11 protein-coding genes are annotated in these 17274 nt (G+C 71.1%); 3 read left to right on the top strand and 8 right to left on the bottom strand.

Going from position 1 to position 17274, the window contains the following annotated elements; genetic code table 11:
- The first annotated feature begins 33 nt into the window (after window positions 1–33).
- Window positions 34–5595: a TIR domain-containing protein gene (locus ACQPWU_RS20025; RefSeq protein WP_433442148.1), complete on the top strand. Its 5562-nt coding sequence runs from the start codon at window positions 34–36 to the stop codon at window positions 5593–5595.
- Here ACQPWU_RS20025 and ACQPWU_RS20020 read toward each other — a convergent pair.
- The gene (locus ACQPWU_RS20020) at window positions 5584–6195 is read right to left on the bottom strand and encodes a TetR/AcrR family transcriptional regulator (protein ID WP_433442146.1); all 612 of its coding nucleotides are present in this window, start codon (window positions 6193–6195) and stop codon (window positions 5584–5586) included. The genes ACQPWU_RS20025 and ACQPWU_RS20020 overlap by 12 nt on opposite strands.
- A 95-nt stretch (window positions 6196–6290) precedes the next feature.
- Between ACQPWU_RS20020 and ACQPWU_RS20015 the strand changes: the two genes are divergently transcribed.
- Complete coding sequence (locus ACQPWU_RS20015; protein ID WP_433442144.1) at window positions 6291–7112, top strand: SDR family NAD(P)-dependent oxidoreductase; 822 nt, start codon at window positions 6291–6293, stop codon at window positions 7110–7112.
- A 41-nt stretch (window positions 7113–7153) separates the two neighbouring features.
- Here ACQPWU_RS20015 and coaE read toward each other — a convergent pair whose 3' ends face one another.
- The gene (gene coaE, locus ACQPWU_RS20010) at window positions 7154–7756 is read right to left on the bottom strand and encodes a dephospho-CoA kinase (RefSeq protein WP_433442142.1); all 603 of its coding nucleotides are present in this window, start codon (window positions 7754–7756) and stop codon (window positions 7154–7156) included.
- 31 nt (window positions 7757–7787) lie between these two features.
- Here coaE and ACQPWU_RS20005 point away from each other — a divergent pair, with 31 nt between their 5' ends.
- A complete protein-coding gene (locus tag ACQPWU_RS20005; protein ID WP_433442140.1) occupies window positions 7788–8474 on the top strand; it encodes a Clp protease N-terminal domain-containing protein in 687 nt (228 codons plus the stop codon).
- On the opposite strand, the gene ACQPWU_RS20000 is transcribed toward ACQPWU_RS20005, so the two are convergent.
- The 6 genes from ACQPWU_RS20000 to polA all read right to left on the bottom strand — a co-directional run bounded on the left by ACQPWU_RS20000 (window position 8362) and on the right by polA (window position 17262).
- Complete coding sequence (locus ACQPWU_RS20000) at window positions 8362–8832, bottom strand: GNAT family N-acetyltransferase (protein ID WP_433445248.1); 471 nt, start codon at window positions 8830–8832, stop codon at window positions 8362–8364. The genes ACQPWU_RS20005 and ACQPWU_RS20000 overlap by 113 nt on opposite strands.
- Window positions 8833–8858: 26 nt before the next feature.
- Window positions 8859–10295, bottom strand: coding sequence for a hypothetical protein (locus ACQPWU_RS19995; RefSeq protein WP_433442138.1), 1437 nt, complete (start codon window positions 10293–10295; stop codon window positions 8859–8861).
- A gap of 128 nt (window positions 10296–10423) precedes the next feature.
- Complete coding sequence (locus tag ACQPWU_RS19990) at window positions 10424–11557, bottom strand: epoxide hydrolase family protein (protein ID WP_433442136.1); 1134 nt, start codon at window positions 11555–11557, stop codon at window positions 10424–10426.
- Window positions 11558–11743: 186 nt separating this feature from the next.
- Window positions 11744–13225 (bottom strand): 30S ribosomal protein S1, encoded by a 1482-nt coding sequence (gene rpsA / locus ACQPWU_RS19985; RefSeq protein ID WP_433442134.1) that lies wholly within the window; start codon window positions 13223–13225, stop codon window positions 11744–11746.
- 192 nt (window positions 13226–13417) lie between these two features.
- Window positions 13418–14452, bottom strand: coding sequence for a polysaccharide deacetylase family protein (locus ACQPWU_RS19980; protein WP_433442132.1), 1035 nt, complete (start codon window positions 14450–14452; stop codon window positions 13418–13420).
- A 119-nt stretch (window positions 14453–14571) separates the two neighbouring features.
- Window positions 14572–17262, bottom strand: coding sequence for a DNA polymerase I (polA, locus tag ACQPWU_RS19975; protein WP_433442130.1), 2691 nt, complete (start codon window positions 17260–17262; stop codon window positions 14572–14574).
- Window positions 17263–17274 lie beyond the last annotated feature (12 nt).

Here is a 17274-nt window from a genome sequence, read left to right as displayed (position 1 = left end):
GAAACCCGCTGTCTCACAGGGGATACTGGGCTCATGGCGCGTGACGGCAGGCCGACCGAGATCTTCGTCAGCTACTCCCCGGCCGACACGGCCTGGGCCACCTGGATCGCATGGGAGCTCGAGGCGGCGGGCTACCGGACCATGATCCAGGCGTGGGACTTCGTCCCGGGCACCAACTTCATCGACTTCATGGACCGGGGCGTCAGCGAGGCGCAGCTGGTCGTGGCGGTGCTCTCGCGCAACTACCTCACCTCCCGCTACGGCCGGCTGGAATGGCAGGCGGCACTGCGGGCGGACCCCGACAACCCCTCCAACAAGCTCGTCACCATCAGGCTGGAGGACGTCCGGCTCGAGGGCCTGCTGTCCACGATCACCTGGGTCGACCTGCTGGGCGTCACCGACCCTGGGCAGGCCAGGGCGCTGCTGCTGGGCAGGGTGCGGGAGGCGATGGCGGGCAGGGCCAAACCGGAGGCGGCGCCCGCGTTCCCCGACGGGTCCAGCGTGCCGGCGCCGCCCCCGACGCTGCCGGAGCCGGGTGAGCGGGCCAGGGCGCGGCGCGCGCCGGTGACGGCGCCGAAGTTCCCCCCGGCGGTGAGGGCCGACCGGGGGCGCGAGTCGATCAGCGTGCTGCACATCGGCGGCCCCAGGTTCGGCAGGGCGCTGCCCGATCCCGGCGAGCCGTTCACGCCGGAGGACATGCAGGCGCGGATCTGGGCGGATCTGACCGCCATGTACGACCGCGGCATGCCTCGTCCCGACCTCATGGTGGTCAGCGGCGACCTGACCGAGTCGGGCAGCCTTGGGCAGTTCGGGCAGGCTACCCGGTTCGTGACCGACCTGCGGCTGCTGATCGGACTGGAGCCGCACCGGCTGGTGCTGCTGCCCGGGCCACGCGACGTGACCAAGGCCGCGGCCAGCGCCTACTTCATGACCTGCGAGGCCGACGACGTGAGCCCGCAGCCTCCTTACTGGCCCAAGTGGCGGCATTTCGCGGGGTTGTTCGGCGAGGTGTACCAGGGGCTGGACGACCGGGTGTTCGACGGCGGGCAGCCGTGGACGCTGTTCGAGGTGCCCGACCTGAGGGTGGTCGTGGCGGGGCTCAACTCCACGATGGCGATGAGCCATCTGGAACGCGACGCGTACGCGCTGCTCGGCGAGGCGCAGGCGGCCTGGTTCGCCGAGCGGCTGCGGCCGTACGAGGAGGGGGCGTGGCTGCGGCTGGGCGCGATCGGGCATCCGCCGGGCGAGCTGCGGGACGCCCCGGCGTTCGACCGGCTGCTCGCTCACCGGCTCAACCTGCTCTTCCACGGGGGTGCGGCCGACGCGGCCGAGGGCAGGATCGCCGCACCGCGCTCCGGGCGGCACCAGGTGGTCGAGATCACCCCTGACGGGCTGCGTACGTGGCTGCCCGACGCGGTCGTTCCCGAACTGGTCCCGCATCGGTGGAGGGCCGTGCGGGCCACGTTCACCGGCGAGAGCCCGTCGGCCGAGCCGCCCGCGCCCAAGCCGGACGAGCGCGCGCCCAGCCCGGTCGAGCTGCTGCTCGACCGGATCGCCGAGGTCTGCGAGGCCAGGCACGAGCGGGCCAGGATACGCAGGTTCGACTCGCATCTGGTGGTCACGCACCCCGAGGACGGGTTCGTCCGCCAGACGATGATCGGCGCGTACGTGGGCGAGCTGACCGGGAGCGCGGCCGACGGGTTCGTCCGGCAGGCGCACGCCACCGGCCTGGCCGCCGAGCTGGTCTATCAGGGGCCGCCCGCCTCCCGGGCGCTCCGCGACGACCTGATGCGCAAGGGCGTGCGGCTGCGCAGCTTCACCGAGTTCCAGGGCCTGCTCGACCTGACCGGCTACGTCAGCGAGCAGACGGCCAGGCTGACGACCGACCGGCGCTACCCGCCCGGCCTGTACGTGCCGCAGCGCTACCGTGAGCTCGACCGCCCGGGAAACCAGGTCAAGCAGGGCCTGACCGACGAGCTCATGCGGCTGCTGAACACCGACCACGGCCGCTTCCTGCTGCTGCTCGGCGACTTCGGCCACGGCAAGACGTTCGCGCTGCGCGAGCTGGCCCGGCGCATCCCGGCCGAGCTGCCGCACCTGACGCCGATCCTGATCGAGCTGCGCGCCCTGGACAAGTCGCACTCGGTGGACGCGCTGGTGGCGGCCCACCTGGCGAGCCATGGCGAGGAGTTCATCGACCTGAAGGCGTTCCGCTATCTGCTCAGGCAGGGGCGGATCGTGCTGCTGTTCGACGGGTTCGACGAGCTGGTGACCCGGCTGACGTTCGACCGGGCGGCCGATCACCTGGCCACGCTGCTGGCGGCGGCCGAGGACAAGGCGAAGATCGTGGTCGCCAGCCGCACGCAGCACTTCAAGTCGCACAGCCAGGTGCTGACCTCGCTCGGCGAGATGGTCGGGGTGCTGCCGCAGAGGCGGGTGCTCAGCGTCGAGGACTTCACGCACGACCAGATCCGCTCCTACCTGGCCAACCGGTTCGACGACGGCGACGAGGCCAGGGCCCGCATGTCGCTGATGGGCGAGATCGCGGACCTGCTCGCGCTGGCGCAGAACCCGCGCATGCTGAGCTTCATCGCCGACCTCGACGCCGACCGCCTGCGTACGGTGGCCGGCGCCCGCCACACGATCAGCCCCGCGCTGCTGTACGACGAGATCCTCAGCTCCTGGCTGGCCTTCGAGGAGCGGCGGGCCAGGGTTCCCGGCTCGGCCACCGCGCTGACCGTCGACGAGCTGTGGCGGGCGGTGACCGCGCTGGCGGTGCGGCTGTGGGACACCGGTGAGTCGCTGCTGGGCGTGGACGAGCTGACCGAGCTCGGCGAGACGCTGACCGACCTGGCCGACGGGCAGTTGTCGGCGGCGCACGCGGCGTACCGGATGGGCTCGGGCAGCCTGCTGGTGCGGACAGAGGAGGGGATGTTCGGGTTCATCCACGCGTCGGTGATGGAGTGGGTGATCGCCCGCCACATCGCCCTGGACAACCTGGCGCTGCTGTCACGCAGGCCGCTGTCGGCGCTGACGGTGGAGTTCCTGTGCGACCTGGCCGACGTGCGGGCGCTGCGCGCCTGGGTGGCCGACCCGCCGGGCGACGACGTGTCCAGGGCGAACGCGGTCAAGATCTCCGCCAGGCTGCGCACCCCCGCCCGCGCCGACCTGCGCGGCGCCAATCTGAAGGGCGAGGACCTGTCGGCCAGGGACCTGCGCGAGGTCGATCTCACCGGCGCCGACCTGTCCGAGGCCACCCTTGCGGGCACGAACCTGTCCAGGGCCACCCTGCGCGAGGCCAGGCTGGTCGGGGCGCGGCTCGACGGCGCGGCGCTGACCGGGGCCGACCTGACCGGCGCCGACCTGTCGGGGGCGCGGCTGGCGCAGGTGGACCTGAGCGACGCGGCGGTCGAGGGCGCCCGCTGGCACCGGGCCTCGCTGATCAACGTGACCGGCACGCTGCCCCATCTGCACGGGGCGGCGGTCGTGCCGGGACAACCGGTCGAGGTGGAGTTCGCCCCGGCCGGCATCGGCGTCCCCTACGGCTACCACTTCCAGACCAGCCGCCTGCCCGAGCCCATCGCCTACAGCCCCGACGGCAGCACGATCGCGATCGGCAACGAGGACGGCGGCGTGCTGCTCTGCGTCGGCGGCGCGCCCGTGCGCACACTGCAGGGGCACCGTGGCCGCGTCTACGCGGTGACGTTCGCGGGCGACCTGCTGGCCACGGGCGCGAGCGACGGCACCCTGGTGCTGTGGGACGCGCTCACCGGCGAGCGCCTGCGGCGGCTGACCGGCCACCCCGATGGCGTCTGGCCGGTACGCCTCAGCCCTTCGGGCGACCTGGTGGCGGCAGGAGGCGGCGACGGCGTCGTGCGCGTGTGGGAGAGCGCCACCGGGCGGCTCGCGCACGAGCTGGGCGGGCACCGGGCGCCGATCTACACGGCGTCGTTCGGCCGCTCGACGCTGGTGACGGGCGACGCCGCCGGTGTGGTGCGGGTCTGGGACCTGTCGTCGGGGCAGGTGAAAGAGACCCTCGACGGCCATCGCGGCAGCGTCTACCGCGCCGTGCACAGCCCGGACGGCCGCCTGCTGGCCACCGGCGACGAGGCCGGCACCGTACGCCTGTGGGACACCGCCACGTGGACGCCGCAGCACGTGCTGACCGGGCACGCGGGCAGCGTCTACTGCGTGACGTTCTCCCCCGACGGCTCGCTGCTGGCCACGGGAGACACGGCGGGCGGCGTGCGCGTGTGGGAGGCGTCGGGCGAGTCGCTGGGCGTGCACACCACGCACGCGGCGGCCGTCTATCAGGTGACGTTCAGCCCCGACGGGCAGACGGTCGCCAGCGGCGACTCGGACGGCGTGGTACGGCTCCAGCCCATCGGCGGCGGCCGGCGGGTCGAGCTGACGGGGCACCGCAGCTCGGTCTGGCCGTTCGTGTTCCGGCCCGACGGGCAGCAGCTGGCCACCAGCAGCAACGACGGCACCGTGCGGCTGTGGGACCCCGAGTCGGGCAAGTGCCAGCGGGTGCTGCGCGGACACGGGCGGCGCATCTCGTCCGTCAGGTTCAGCGCCGACGGGTCGATGCTGGCGACCAGCGGCAACGACGGCGTCGTGCGCGTATGGGAGCCGCGCACCGGACGGCGGCTGCGGGAGTTCACCGGCACGGCCGACCGGCTCATCTCGGCCATGTTCTCCCCTGCCGGGCCGGTGCTGGCCACCTCCAGCAACGACGGCGGCGTGCACTTCTGGAACGCCACCACCGGCGACTACGAGCGCGAGCTGCACGCCGAGACCGACCACGTCTGGGCCGAGGCGTTCAGCCCCGACGGCAAACTGCTGGCCACGGCCAACGACGACGACAGCGTCAGGATCTGGTACCGCCCGACCGGGCGGCTGGCGGGCAACCTGGCCGACCACCGCGGACGGGTCCGCTCGATCGCGTTCAGCCCCGACGGCGAGTACGTGGCCACCGGCTGCGACGACAAGCTCGTACGCCTGTGGCACGTGGCCTCCGGCGGCCGGGTGGCCACCCTCGAAGGGCACACCGACCGGGTCTACTCGGTGGCCTTCTCCCCCGACGGCCGCCACCTGGCCAGCGCCGGCAACGACGGCCGGGCGATGCTGTGGGAGCTGCGCCCCGGGCAGGCCTGGCAGCCCCGGCTGGTGCACGAGCTCCGGCACGAGGGGCGGCTGTGGAGCGTGGCGTTCAACGCTTCGGGCGACCGGCTGGCCACCGGCGGCGACGACCTGGTGGTGCGGGTCTGGGAGACCGCGACCGGGCGGACGCTGCACGAGCTGGCCGGGCACGCCCGGCGGGTGTGGTCGGTCGCCTTCAGCCCCGTCTCCGACCTGCTGGCCAGCGCGGGCGACGACGGCGTGGTGATCCTCTGGGAGGGCGGCGAGCGGCGGGCGACCCTGCTCGGGCTGACCGAGGGGTGGGCGGCGCTGGCGCCCGACGGCCGCTACAAGATCCAGGGGGAGCCCGCGGGGCAGTTCTGGCACGTCATCGGGATGTCGCGGTTCGAGCTGGGCGAGCTCGACGCCTACCTGCCGGGGGTGCGGCAGGTGCCGCTCGACTCACCCTTCTGAGACTCCTGGGGCTCGTCGTTCCGCGGACGGGTCTTCCGCCGTGCCGGACATCGGGCGGCCGAGCAGGCCGGAGGCCACGGTCTCCACGTGCGGCGCCAGGTCCGCCGCCGCGGCCCCGGCCAGGGCTGGGGTGGCGACCACCGAGCGCAGGATGCCGATGCCGACCAGCCAGGCGCTGAGCAGCTCCGCCCGCAGCTGCGCGTCCTCGCCCTGCACCAGGTCCTCCAGCGCCCGCACGTACGTGTCGCAGACCTCCTGGCGGATGCGCTGCCTGGTGTCCTCGTGGGCCGACGAGCGCAGCATGGCGACCAGGGGGTGCTCCCCGCCGTACATGGCCCAGTCGGCGAAGACGACCGTACGCAGCATGCGGGCGACCAGCTCCTCCTGCGGTCCCTCCAGCAGATCTTGCGGGATGTCGGCGGTGGCCTCGTCGAACAGCCCCTTCTTCGAGCCGAAGTAGCGGAAGATCAGGGTGGCGTCCACGCCGACGTCCCCGGCGATGTCGCGGACGCTGGTGGCGTCGTAGCCCCCGCGGGCGAAGCGCAGCCTGGCGGCCTCCAGCAGGCGCGCCCGGGTGGCCTCCCGATCTCTCTTCGGCACGCGGGTTCCTCCCCGTAGTCATCGAGCGTTGACATTGTACGCCTCGGCTGTGCTACGTTCCCCAAGTCAGCGTTCGATGACTTAAAGGACGAAATATGGGGACATATGTCGTGGCGGGTGGCACAACCGGAATGGGGCGCGGGCTGGCCCTGCACTTCCTGCGCCGAGGCGACCGGGTGACGGTCGTGGGCAGCGACCCTGCGAAGGGCCGGCTGGTCCTCGACGAGGCCGCCCGCATGGGGGCCGGGGACCGGGCCGCGTTCATCCAGGCCGACCTGACCTCGGTGGCGGCGAACGTACGGGTGATCGAGGAGGTCAAGGCGCGGCACGACGCCCTGGACGGGCTGGTCCTCACCGCGATACGCCACTTCTCCCGCCGAGTGGAGACCCCCGACGGCTTCGAGGCCACCTTCGCCCTCTACTACGTCAGCCGCTTCCTGCTCAGCTACGGCCTGACCGACCTGCTGGAGCGAGGCGAGAACCCGATGATCGTGAACATCTGCGGCGTCGGCATCACCAAGGGCGCCATCCACTGGGACGACCTGTCGCTGGAGCGCGGCTACGGCTCCATCCAGGCCATGCTCCAGGGCGGCCGCGCCACCGACCTGCTGGGGGTCGCGTACGCCGCCAACCACCCGGACGGGCGCACCCGCTACCTCCTGCACCACCCCGGCTTCACCGACAGCGGCACCGGCAGCCTGAAGCAGCCCACCAAGACGATCATCAAGCTGCTCGCGAAGCTCATGGGCCAGCCGGTGGAGAAGAGCATCCAGCCGATCATCGAGCTGATGGACGACCCGCCGGGCAAGGGCCTGCTCGCCTACGACCGGCGTACCCCCGTCGACCCGTCACTGCCGACCCTCGACCCCGAGAACGCCCGCCGCCTCTACGAGCTGACCCGCCACCTGCTCGGCTAGCTCGCTCACCACCCGCCGCACGAGGACCACAGGGGGCGGGCTCAGCCGCGGGCGGCGCGCCTGGTCAGCTCCTCCCAGACCTCGTCCACCCGGGCGTCCAGCTCGTCGAGCGCGCCCTCATTGAGGATCACGATGTCGGCCACGGCCAGCCGGTCCTCCCGGCTCGCCTGGGCGGCGATGCGGGCCATGGCGTCGGCCTCGGGCATGGCACGGTGCTCGGCCAGGCGCCTGATGCGGGTCTCGTCGGACGCGTCGACGACGATGACCACGTCGTACATGGGCGCCAGGTGGTTCTCCGCGAGCAGCGGCACGTCGTACACGGTGATCGCGTCGTCGGCCGCCCGGCTCTGCAACTCCGCCACCCGCTCCCCCACCAGCGGGTGGACGATCGCGTTGAGCGCGGCGAGCCGCTCTGAGTCGGCGAAGACGATGGAGCCGAGCTTCTCCCTGTTGAGCGACCCGTCGGGGCGGAGCACCTCGTCACCGAACGTGGCCACCACCCTGGCCAGCCCCGGCGTGCCGGGCTCGACCACCTCGCGCGCGATCCGGTCGGCGTCGATCACGACGGCGCCCTTGGCCGCGAGCCGTTTCGACACCTCGCTTTTGCCGGATCCGATCCCGCCCGTGAGCCCTGTCTTCAACACGGGAAAAGCCTACGGCGTCATCATCGTAAGTATGACGTCCGCGATCGTATGGGCCGCGCACGAGCAGGCCGCGGCCGTGGGAGACGACTGGGTGGGGCCGCAACACGTCGTCCTCGCCCTGCTGGCCGGCGACTCCGTGGCCGCGCGGGTGCTGGCCGGGGCGGGGCTGGACCGCGCGCACGCCCTCGAATGCCTGCCCCAACATGCCAAGCCCGCGCACCGGGCGGGCGGCTTCGCCAACCCGCGCTTCCACAAGCTGTACGGCATCGCGACCGGCCTGGCCCTCGCCGCGGGCCACCGGGTGCCGTCACCGGAACACTGGCTCCTGGCCCTGGCCTACGACGTCGAGGTGGACCGGGACCCGACGACGCTGCACCTGTTCGGGGTGGATCCCGCGGCCGTGGTCGAGGCGCTGCGCGCGCACGGGGTCCAGCCGCCGCCGCTCGACCCGCCCGTGCACGTGCCGTGGCGGGGCCGCCACCAGATCGTCGTGCCCGCCTCGGCCCTCCAGTCCGTGCTCGACCGGCTGAACGCCGACCATCCCGCCGGCTCTGAGTGGCGGTGGGGGTGGAACTGGGTGGACGACGACATGGGCCGCGCCATGATCATCGCGGAGGAGGGGATCGATCTGGCTGCCTACGCAGGTGGATCAGCGTCAGGTGGTCGTCCATCCGCTCCCGGTGCGTCTCCCGGTAGCCGAGGCGGCGGTAGAGCTTGAGGTTGGCCTCGGACAGGTGACCTGTGAACAGGTCGAACGCCTCCGCCTCCGGCACCGCCTCGTGCAGGGCCGTCAGCAGGGCCGTGCCGAGGCCCTGGCCCTGGCGGTCGGGGGCGACGACCAGGCGGGCGACCAGGCAGGTCGTGCCTGACACCTGCCCGCGCACCGACCCGACGACACGGCCCGCGTCGAGCGCCTTGAGCACGACGGCGCCCTCGATGACCTTGCGGACCTGCTCGAGCGACTCGACGAGCGGCGGGATGTACGGGTCGCCGTACAGCTGGGCCTCGCTCACGTAGGCCGCCCGCTGCACGGTGAGGATCTCGCCCGCGTCCGCCGCCACCGCCCGTTCGATCAGCACGGGCAGCACATTACCGCCACTCGTCACGAATACATGCCCGCGCTGAGCTCTCTCGGGCAGGAGGTGTCCTTGTCCGGGAGTACACCGTTGACGAGGTAGTCGTGCACGTGCGTACGCAGGCAGGTCGCGCGGAGCTTGTCGGCCCCCTGGAGCAGGTACGCGCCGGGCCCGTCACCGTGCCACAGCACCCGTGCCCCGGGGATCTCCCCGAGTGGCTGGGCGGAGGTGTCCAGCCGCCCGACGCCGACCAGCACCTGCCGGCCGTTGCGCACGTCCGGCGCGTGGGGGGGCCAGCTGGGGGCGGCCTGCCGCGGTATGCCCAGGCAGCGCGCGACCTCGTACCGGGCGGCCATCCACCCGACCCGCGGCGCCACCTCGCGCAGCCGCGTCTCCATGTCGAGGAAGCGCCGGTAGCCCGGCACGGCGGGCATGAAGTCGTGGCAGAACATGGAGCCCGCCACCGTCCCGGGCGGTGCCGGCGCGGTCACGGTGGCCATCGCGGCCAGCGCGCTCGCGTCGCCGTCCTTGGCCGCGGACAGGGCCTGGGCCAGCGCCGGCCAGTGCTGCGGGGCGAGCCCGGCGTTGACGGCGGCCAGCAGCCGCCTGGTCTTCACGGTTCGCCCTGGGCCGGCGCTGAGCGGCGTGCGGTGGCGCAGGTCGTCCAGGACCGACACGGCGTCATCGCCGTTGAGCGGGCAGCTCAGGCTGGTCCTGCACCAGTCGCGGAAGGCGATGAGCCGCTGCTCGGCCGCCCGCGCCTCGGAGGTCAGCCTCTGCTCCAGGTTGGGCTCGGTGTGGTCGAGCCCGCCCTCGAGGTACATCCGCCCGGTCCGGTGCGGGAACAGCTCCAGGTACGCCTGCCCGTACACGGCCCCGTAGGAGGAGCCGAAGTAGCGCAGCCGCGGCTCAGCGAGCGCGGCGCGCAGGGCCTCGAGGTCGTGAGCGACCTGCCAGGACGTGAGGCCGTCGTAGAGGGCCCCGGCGGCCTCCCGGCAGCTGTTGTCGTAGGCGGCGTTGTCGCGGGCGTAGGAGTGCCATGCGGCCTTCCCAGGGGCGAGGAGCAGGCGTAGCGGGTCGGGCTGCGCCACGGAGCAGTGCACCATGGCCGCGCTCCCCCGGTCGCCGAGCCCGCGCGACTCGACGAGCACCACGTTGAACCACCTGGTCAGCTCGCTCACGGTGTCGGGCTGAGCGCGCACCGCCTCGATGGTCGGGCCATAGCCGGTGTTCACCACCAGGGCGCCGAGGTTGTGCTCCGGGTCCTGCGCGGGCATCAGCGCGAGATCGATGTCGGTACGGGCCGCGCGCGGCCTGGCCCAGTCGACGGGCACGGACAGCTTGGCGCACTGCAACCCGTCGCCACAGTCCTGCCACTGGGGAAGGGCCGATGAGGCCCCGCCCCTCGCCGCCGGCGCGACCGCGGCGGCGGCCGCCAGAACAGCCGTCACGAGGATGGTCACCCGCTGAGCCTTGCCCACCGCATCGCCCCTGAGCGTCCGTAGGTGTCAACAGCGCCCGTCAGTCTGGCAGCGCCGGACCCGGCGGGTGGCGGGCTCGCGAGGACCTCCAGGTAAAATCTACGGCCCGCTCAGCGGAGCGTCCGGAAAAAGTGGCGTATGCCCGCCACCAGCGGGTCCGGCGCCGCCATGGCGACCATGTGGCTGGGGCTGTGGGCGTCGCCCCAGTACACGATGTCGTTGTCCCGCTCGGCGATCCGCCGCATCAGCGCGGACCCGCCGTGCGTCACACCGGTCGGCACGGCGGCCTGGTGGATCGGCAGCCCGGCGGCGCCCTCGTAGTACGTCCACGACGACGATCCGCCGGTGTCCGTCAGCCAGTAGACGCTCGCGTTGGTGAGCACCAGGTCCCGGTCGATCGGCTCGGCGCCCGAACCCCACCCGTCGAACTCCTTGAACCTCTCCACCAGGTACGCGAGCTGCGCCACCGGCGAGTCCGCGAACCCGTGCGCGAGCGTCTGCGGCCTGGCGGCCAGGTAGGGCCCGTACCCGCTGCCTCCGGTCATCCACGCCGTCATCTCCTCGAGCTCGGCCAGCTCCTCCTTGCCGAACCCTTCGAGCTGTGCGGGGTCCCCGGTGGGGATGCCCAGCCCGGCCGTGATGAGCGAGCCCACGACGTGCTCGCCGTCCAGGGCGGCCAGCTGCGGCGTGACCAGCGCCCCGGCGTCGTTGCCGTGGGCGCCGTACCGCTCGTATCCGAGCCTGCGCATGAGCTCGGCCCACGTACGGGCCACCCGCTCGATGCTCCACGGCCGCGCGCCGGCCGGTTCGGGGAACGGCGAGAAGGCGAACCCCGGGAGGGAGGGCGCGACGACGTGGAAGGCGATGCCGGGGTCGAGTCCGTGCCTTCGGGGGTCGGTGAGCGGGCCGATGACCTCGAGGAACTCGGCGACGGAACTCGGCCAGCTGTGCGTGATGATCAGCGGCAGCGCTTCGGGCTCGGGCGAGCGCACGTGCAGGAAGTGGATCTGCTGCCCGTCGATGTCGGTGGTGAACTGCGGGAACGCGTTCAGCCTGGCCTCCTGCGCCCGCCAGTCGAACCCGTCGGCCCAGTACTCGGCCAGCTCGCGCAGGTACGCCACGGGCACGCCCCTGCTCCACCCGCCGGGCAGCTGGCGCGCCCACCTCGTACGCCGCAGCCGCGCCCTCAGGTCGTCGAGGTCTTCCTGGGGGATGTCGATGCGGAATGACTTGATCTGTTCCATGGGGACGACCGTAGGAGCCCATGCGGCAAGATTTGTTCCGCATTCGCACCGGCTTTGAGCACGCCGCGCGCAGGCGAGCCGCTGGAAGGCCCCTCGTGCGAGGCGAGCCAGGCGCAGAAGGCGGAAGGCCCCGCACCACGTCGGGTGCGGGGCCTTCCGGAAAGGAACTCAGTCAGAGCCAGATGGTCAGCTCTGGCCGCCGGCGAGCTTCTCGCGCAGAGCCGCGAGAGCCTCGTCGGAGGCGAGGGCGCCGCCGGCCGGAGCCGACGTGGAGCCGCCCGCCGGAGGCTGCGACTCGCCGCTGTAGGAGGACGGCTCGGCCTCGCCGGCTTCCGCCTCCGCCTTGCGGGCGTCCTCGATCTGCTTCTTGTGAGCCTCGAAGCGCGTCTGGGCCTCGGCGTACTGCCGCTCCCACTCCTCACGCTGCTTGTCGAAGCCCTCGAGCCACTCCCCGGTCTCCGGGTCGAAGCCCTCGGGGTAGATGTAGTTGCCCTGGTCGTCGTAGGTGGCCGCCATGCCGTACAGGGTCGGGTCGAACTCGACCTCGGCCCCGACGCCCTCGTTGGCCTGCTTCAGCGAGAGGCTGATGCGACGACGGTCGAGGTCGATGTCGATGATCTTGACGAAGATCTCGTCGCCGACCTGGACGACCTGCTCCGGGATCTCCACGTGGCGCTCGGCCAGCTCGGAGATGTGGACCAGGCCCTCGATGCCCTCCTCGACCCGGACGAACGCGCCGAACGGCACCAGCTTGGTGACGCGGCCCGGCACGACCTGGCCGATCTGGTGGGTGCGGGCGAACTGCTGCCACGGGTCTTCCTGAGTGGCCTTGAGCGACAGGGAGACGCGCTCGCGCTCCATGTCGACGTCGAGGACCTCGACCGTGACCTCCTGGCCGACCTCGACAACCTCGGACGGGTGGTCGATGTGCTTCCAGGACAGCTCGGACACGTGGACCAGGCCGTCGACCCCGCCGAGATCGACGAAGGCGCCGAAGTTGACGATCGAGGAGACGACGCCCTTGCGGACCTGACCCTTCTGGAGGGTGTTGAGGAACGTCTGGCGAACCTCGGACTGCGTCTGCTCGAGCCAGGCGCGGCGCGACAGGACCACGTTGTTGCGGTTCTTGTCGAGCTCTATGATCTTCGCCTCGAGCTCGCGGCCGACGTACGGCTGCAGGTCGCGGACACGGCGCATCTCGACCAGGGACGCCGGGAGGAAGCCACGCAGGCCGATGTCGAGGATGAGACCACCCTTGACGACCTCGATGACCGTGCCGGTGACGATGCCGTCCTCGTCCTTGATCTTCTCGATCGTGCCCCAGGCGCGCTCGTACTGCGCACGCTTCTTGGACAGGATCAGGCGGCCCTCTTTGTCCTCCTTCTGGAGAACCAGGGCTTCGACGTGCTCCCCGACCTCCACGACGTCAGCAGGGTCGACATCGTGCTTGATCGAAAGCTCGCGCGAGGGGATGACACCCTCGGTCTTGTAGCCGATATCGAGAAGAACCTCGTCTCGATCGACCTTGACGACGGTGCCCTCGACGATGTCGCCGTCGTTGAAGTACTTGATGGTCTCGTCGATCGCCGCGAGGAAGGCTTCCTCGGACCCGATGTCGTTGACCGCTACCTGCGGGGTGCTCGAGGTGGCCTCAGTGCTGGACGTCATGTGTGGAATTGCTCCGAACGCGGACAGGATGTCGATGTGGCGGATGCGCGGCAGGCCCTCTTCCGCATCAAGCCGAGGAATTACGACATCGACGTGACCGAGCGCGAGCCCGCTCCGTCTGAGGCGCGCGCGAGCCCACAGCGCAGCGATCAGCATATGAGACGTTGGCCACGCGGTCAATCCAGGGGGCAATCAATACGCGATGACCTGGAGCCCACGCTTGGCGATGATATTACCCCGAAGTTTCTCCGGTATGGAGATCCGGTCCGGGTCGCCGTCGGAGACGTAGCGCTCGCCGGGGTGCTTGTTCAGCCACTCCAGCCAGTACTGCGAGCACCACTTGCGGCACTCGCCCTTCTTGCCGTTGCTCTGGATGCGCTGGATCGCTCCCCTGTCGAACTTTTTCGCGTAGGGCGAAAGCGACGGCTCGGCTCCAGCGAGGAACACGCCGGCGAAATCATAACGGGTGCCGTCCCAGGAGCCGGTGCGGGCGAGCTTCTTCGGCCGGGGCACCGAGCCGTACGGCAACGCCATGGTCTTGGCTGGCGGCGCGCCGAGCTTCTCGATCAGGCGCTCGAGCCGGACGATCTGCTCGCGGACCTTCTTCTTACTGAGCACGCGCAGGCTGGGGTGGCTCCAGGTGTGGTTGGCCACCTCGTAGCCGTGGTCGACCAGCCACTTCACGGCCACTGTCTGGGCCCCTCTGTCGACCAGCCCGAACGGCTCCCGGTTGACCCAGAACGTGGCGACCGGCCGGAAAGAGGGGTATTTCCTGGCCACTTCCTGAATGATGCCCACCGCCGTGTCGGGCTTGGGGTTGCCGCTCGCGTCGAGCGCGAAGTGGCTCGGGTGCCCGTCGTCGAACGTCAGCACGACGGGGAACCTCCCCGCCGGCACCCTGATGTCGCCGGTGGCGAACTCTCTGGCGGTGATCGGCACGTAGCCCTGCTCGGCGAGCTTCTCCAGCTCCTTCCTGAGCTGGTCCGGCGTCCGGTCGATCGAGGCCAGCCGCTTGGCGAGGATCCGGTGGTACATCAGCACCGGCACCAACCCGGCCTCGTTGGCGTGCACCTGCCGGGCGAAGTCGGGTGTGGCCACGACCCCCGGCGGCTGGCCCACCGGGGAGGGGTTCGGCGGCTCGACGCTGCCCTGGACCTTGGCCACGGTCCTCACCTTGGCCTGCGGACGCCTGTCGCCGGGTAAGAGGCCTAAGCCGATGACGGCCACTGTGACCACCACGACGTTCGCGATGCCGATGATCCGCGTGAGGGACGCTGATATCCGCACAGAACTCCCGACCGCTCGGTGAAATTACGTTCAGGCTAGTGCAGATCTACCCAAAAAATTCAGTGTCCTGCGTCCTCCCAGGTGCGCCCGACGCCCACGGACACCTCCAGCGGGACCCGCAGCTGGTAGGCGGCGTTCATCTGGTCGCGTACGAGCTGCGTGAGCTGCTCCAGCTCCCCTGACGCCACCTCGAACACGAGCTCGTCGTGGACCTGCAGCAGCATCCTGGAGGTCAGCCCCTCCTCGCGGATGGCCTGGTGGACGTTGAGCATGGCGACCTTGATGATGTCGGCGGCCGAGCCCTGGATGGGGGCGTTGAGCGCCATCCGCTCGGCCATCTCGCGGCGCTGGCGGTTGTCGCTGGTGAGGTCGGGCAGGTAGCGGCGGCGGCCCATGATCGTCTCGGTGTAGCCGTCGGAGCGTGCCTGCTGGACGATGGCGTGCAGGAAGTCGCGCACGCCGCCGAACTCCTCGAAGTACTCCTCCTTCAGCGCCCGCGCCTCCGCCACCGGGATGTTGAGCTGCCCGGCCAGCCCGAAGTCGGACAGGCCATAGGCCAGGCCGTAGTTCATGGCCTTGATGCGGGCCCGCAGCTCGCCGTCGATCTGCTCGGGCGGCAGGTCGAACACCCTGGCCGCGGTGGCCTGGTGGAAGTCGTGGCCGGACTCGAAGGCCGCGATCAGCGACTCGTCGCCCGACAGGTGCGCCATGATGCGCAGCTCGATCTGGCTGTAGTCGGCCGTCAGCAGCGTCTCGTAGCCCTCACCGACCACGAAGCCCTGGCGGATCCGGCGGCCCTCGGCGGTGCGGATCGGGATGTTCTGCAGGTTGGGCTTCTCCGACGACAGCCGGCCGGTGGCGGCGATGATCTGGTTGAACGTGGTGTGGATGCGCCCGTCGTCGGCGATCTCCTTGATCAGGCCCTCTACGGTGGTGCGCAGCTTCTGCTGGTCGCGGTGGCGCAGCATGATCGTCGGCAGCTCGTGATCGGTCTGTGTGGCCAGCCAGGCGAGCTGGTCGGCGTCGGTGCTCCAGCCGGTCTTGATCTTTTTCGTCTTGGGGAGGTTGAGCTTGACGAAGAGGATCTCCTGCAGTTGCTTGGGCGAGCCCAGGTTGAACTGCTCGCCGACGGCGCGGTGGGCCTCCTCCACGGCGTGCTTGACCGCGGCCCCGAACTCGGCCTCCAGCCCCGCGAAGTATTCGCCGTCGACCGCGATGCCCGCACGCTCCATCTCGGCCAGCACGGCCAGCAGCGGCTGCTCGACGTCGGTCATCAGCTGGGTGCCGCCGCGGCCGGCCAGGAAGCGCTCCAGCGCCTCGGCCAGCTCGCGCACGGCGTGGGCGCGCAGCGCGAGGTCCTTGGCCGGGGCGTCCTCGTCATCGCCGAACAAAGCGGCCTGCCCGGTGGACTCCTCCTCGGCCCGCAGGTCGCGGTTGAGGTAGCGCCTGGCCAGGTCTTCCAGCGCGAACGTGCGCTGACCCGGCATCGCCAGGTAGGCCGCGAGCGCGGTGTCGCAGCTCAGGCCGCGCAGCTCCAGGCCCTGCGCCCAGAGCGCCAGGATGGGCCCCTTGGCGTCGTGGACGGCCTTGGGCTTGGTGTCGTCGGCCAGCCAGGCCCGCAGGGCCGTCTCGTCGGCCTCGGTGAGCTTGACGGGGTCGATGTAGGCGGCGGTGCCGTCGGGCGAGGCGACGGCGATGCCGTCGATGCGGCCGGTGCCGCTGCCGTAGGCGCCCTTGAAGGCCAGCCCGGCCCGGCCCTCGGGCAGCGCGGACAGCCAGCCCGCCACCCGGTCGGGGCCGAGCAGCACGGTCTCGACCTCGAAGCCCTGGTCAGGCTCCTGCTCGCCGGAGCCGAACACCTTGAACACCCGCTCCCGCAGCTCGCCGCGGAACTGCAGGCTGTCGAACAGCTTGTTGATCTCCTCGCGCTCCCAGGTGCCCTGCGTGAGGTCGCCGAGGTCGGCCTCGAGCGGGACGTCGCGGAGCAGCTCGGTCAGCCGCCGGTTCATCAGCACCTGGGCGACGTGCTCGCGCAGCTTGTCGCCGACCTTGCCCTTGACCTCGTCGACCCGGTCGACCAGCGCGGTCAGCGAGCCGAACTCGCGCACCCACTTGGCGGCGGTCTTCTCCCCCACGCTCGGGATGCTCAGGAGGTTGTCGCTGGGATCGCCGCGCAGGGCGGCGAAGTCGGGATATTGCGCCGGGGTCAGGCCGTACTTCTCCACGACCGCCTCGGGCGTGAACCTCGTCATGTCACTGATGCCGCGCCGTGTCATCAGGACGGTGATGTGCTCGTTGACCAGCTGCAGCGCGTCGCGGTCGCCGGTGACGATCAGGACGTCCATCCCCTGCTCGAAGGCGCGGGTGGCGAGCGTGGCGATGAGGTCGTCGGCCTCGAATCCGGCCTTGGACAGGCGCGGGATGCGGAAGGTGTCGAGCAGCTCGAAGATGAGCTGCATCTGACCGCGGAAGTCCTCGGGCGTCTCGCTCCTGTTGGCCTTGTATTCGGAGTACGCCTCGTGGCGGAAGGTCGGCTCCGACCTGTCGAAGGCCACCGCCACGTGGGTCGGCTGCTCGTCGCGCAGGACGTTGGTCAGCATCGAGGTGAACCCGTAGACCGCCTCGGTGTGCTGACCGTCGGTGGTCATCAGGTTGGCGTCCTTCAGCGCGAAGAACGCGCGGTAGGCCAGGGAATGCCCGTCAAGCAGCAAAAGGCGCGGGCGGCTGGGGGTCACTTCACTCTTCGGCACACACGCAGCCTA

The organism is Nonomuraea sp. CA-141351 (genome assembly GCF_050944675.1).
Classification (GTDB): Bacteria; Actinomycetota; Actinomycetes; order Streptosporangiales; family Streptosporangiaceae; genus Nonomuraea.
The sequence above is the reverse complement of the archived record's forward strand: the minus strand, read 5'-3'. Positions and strand labels throughout refer to the sequence as shown.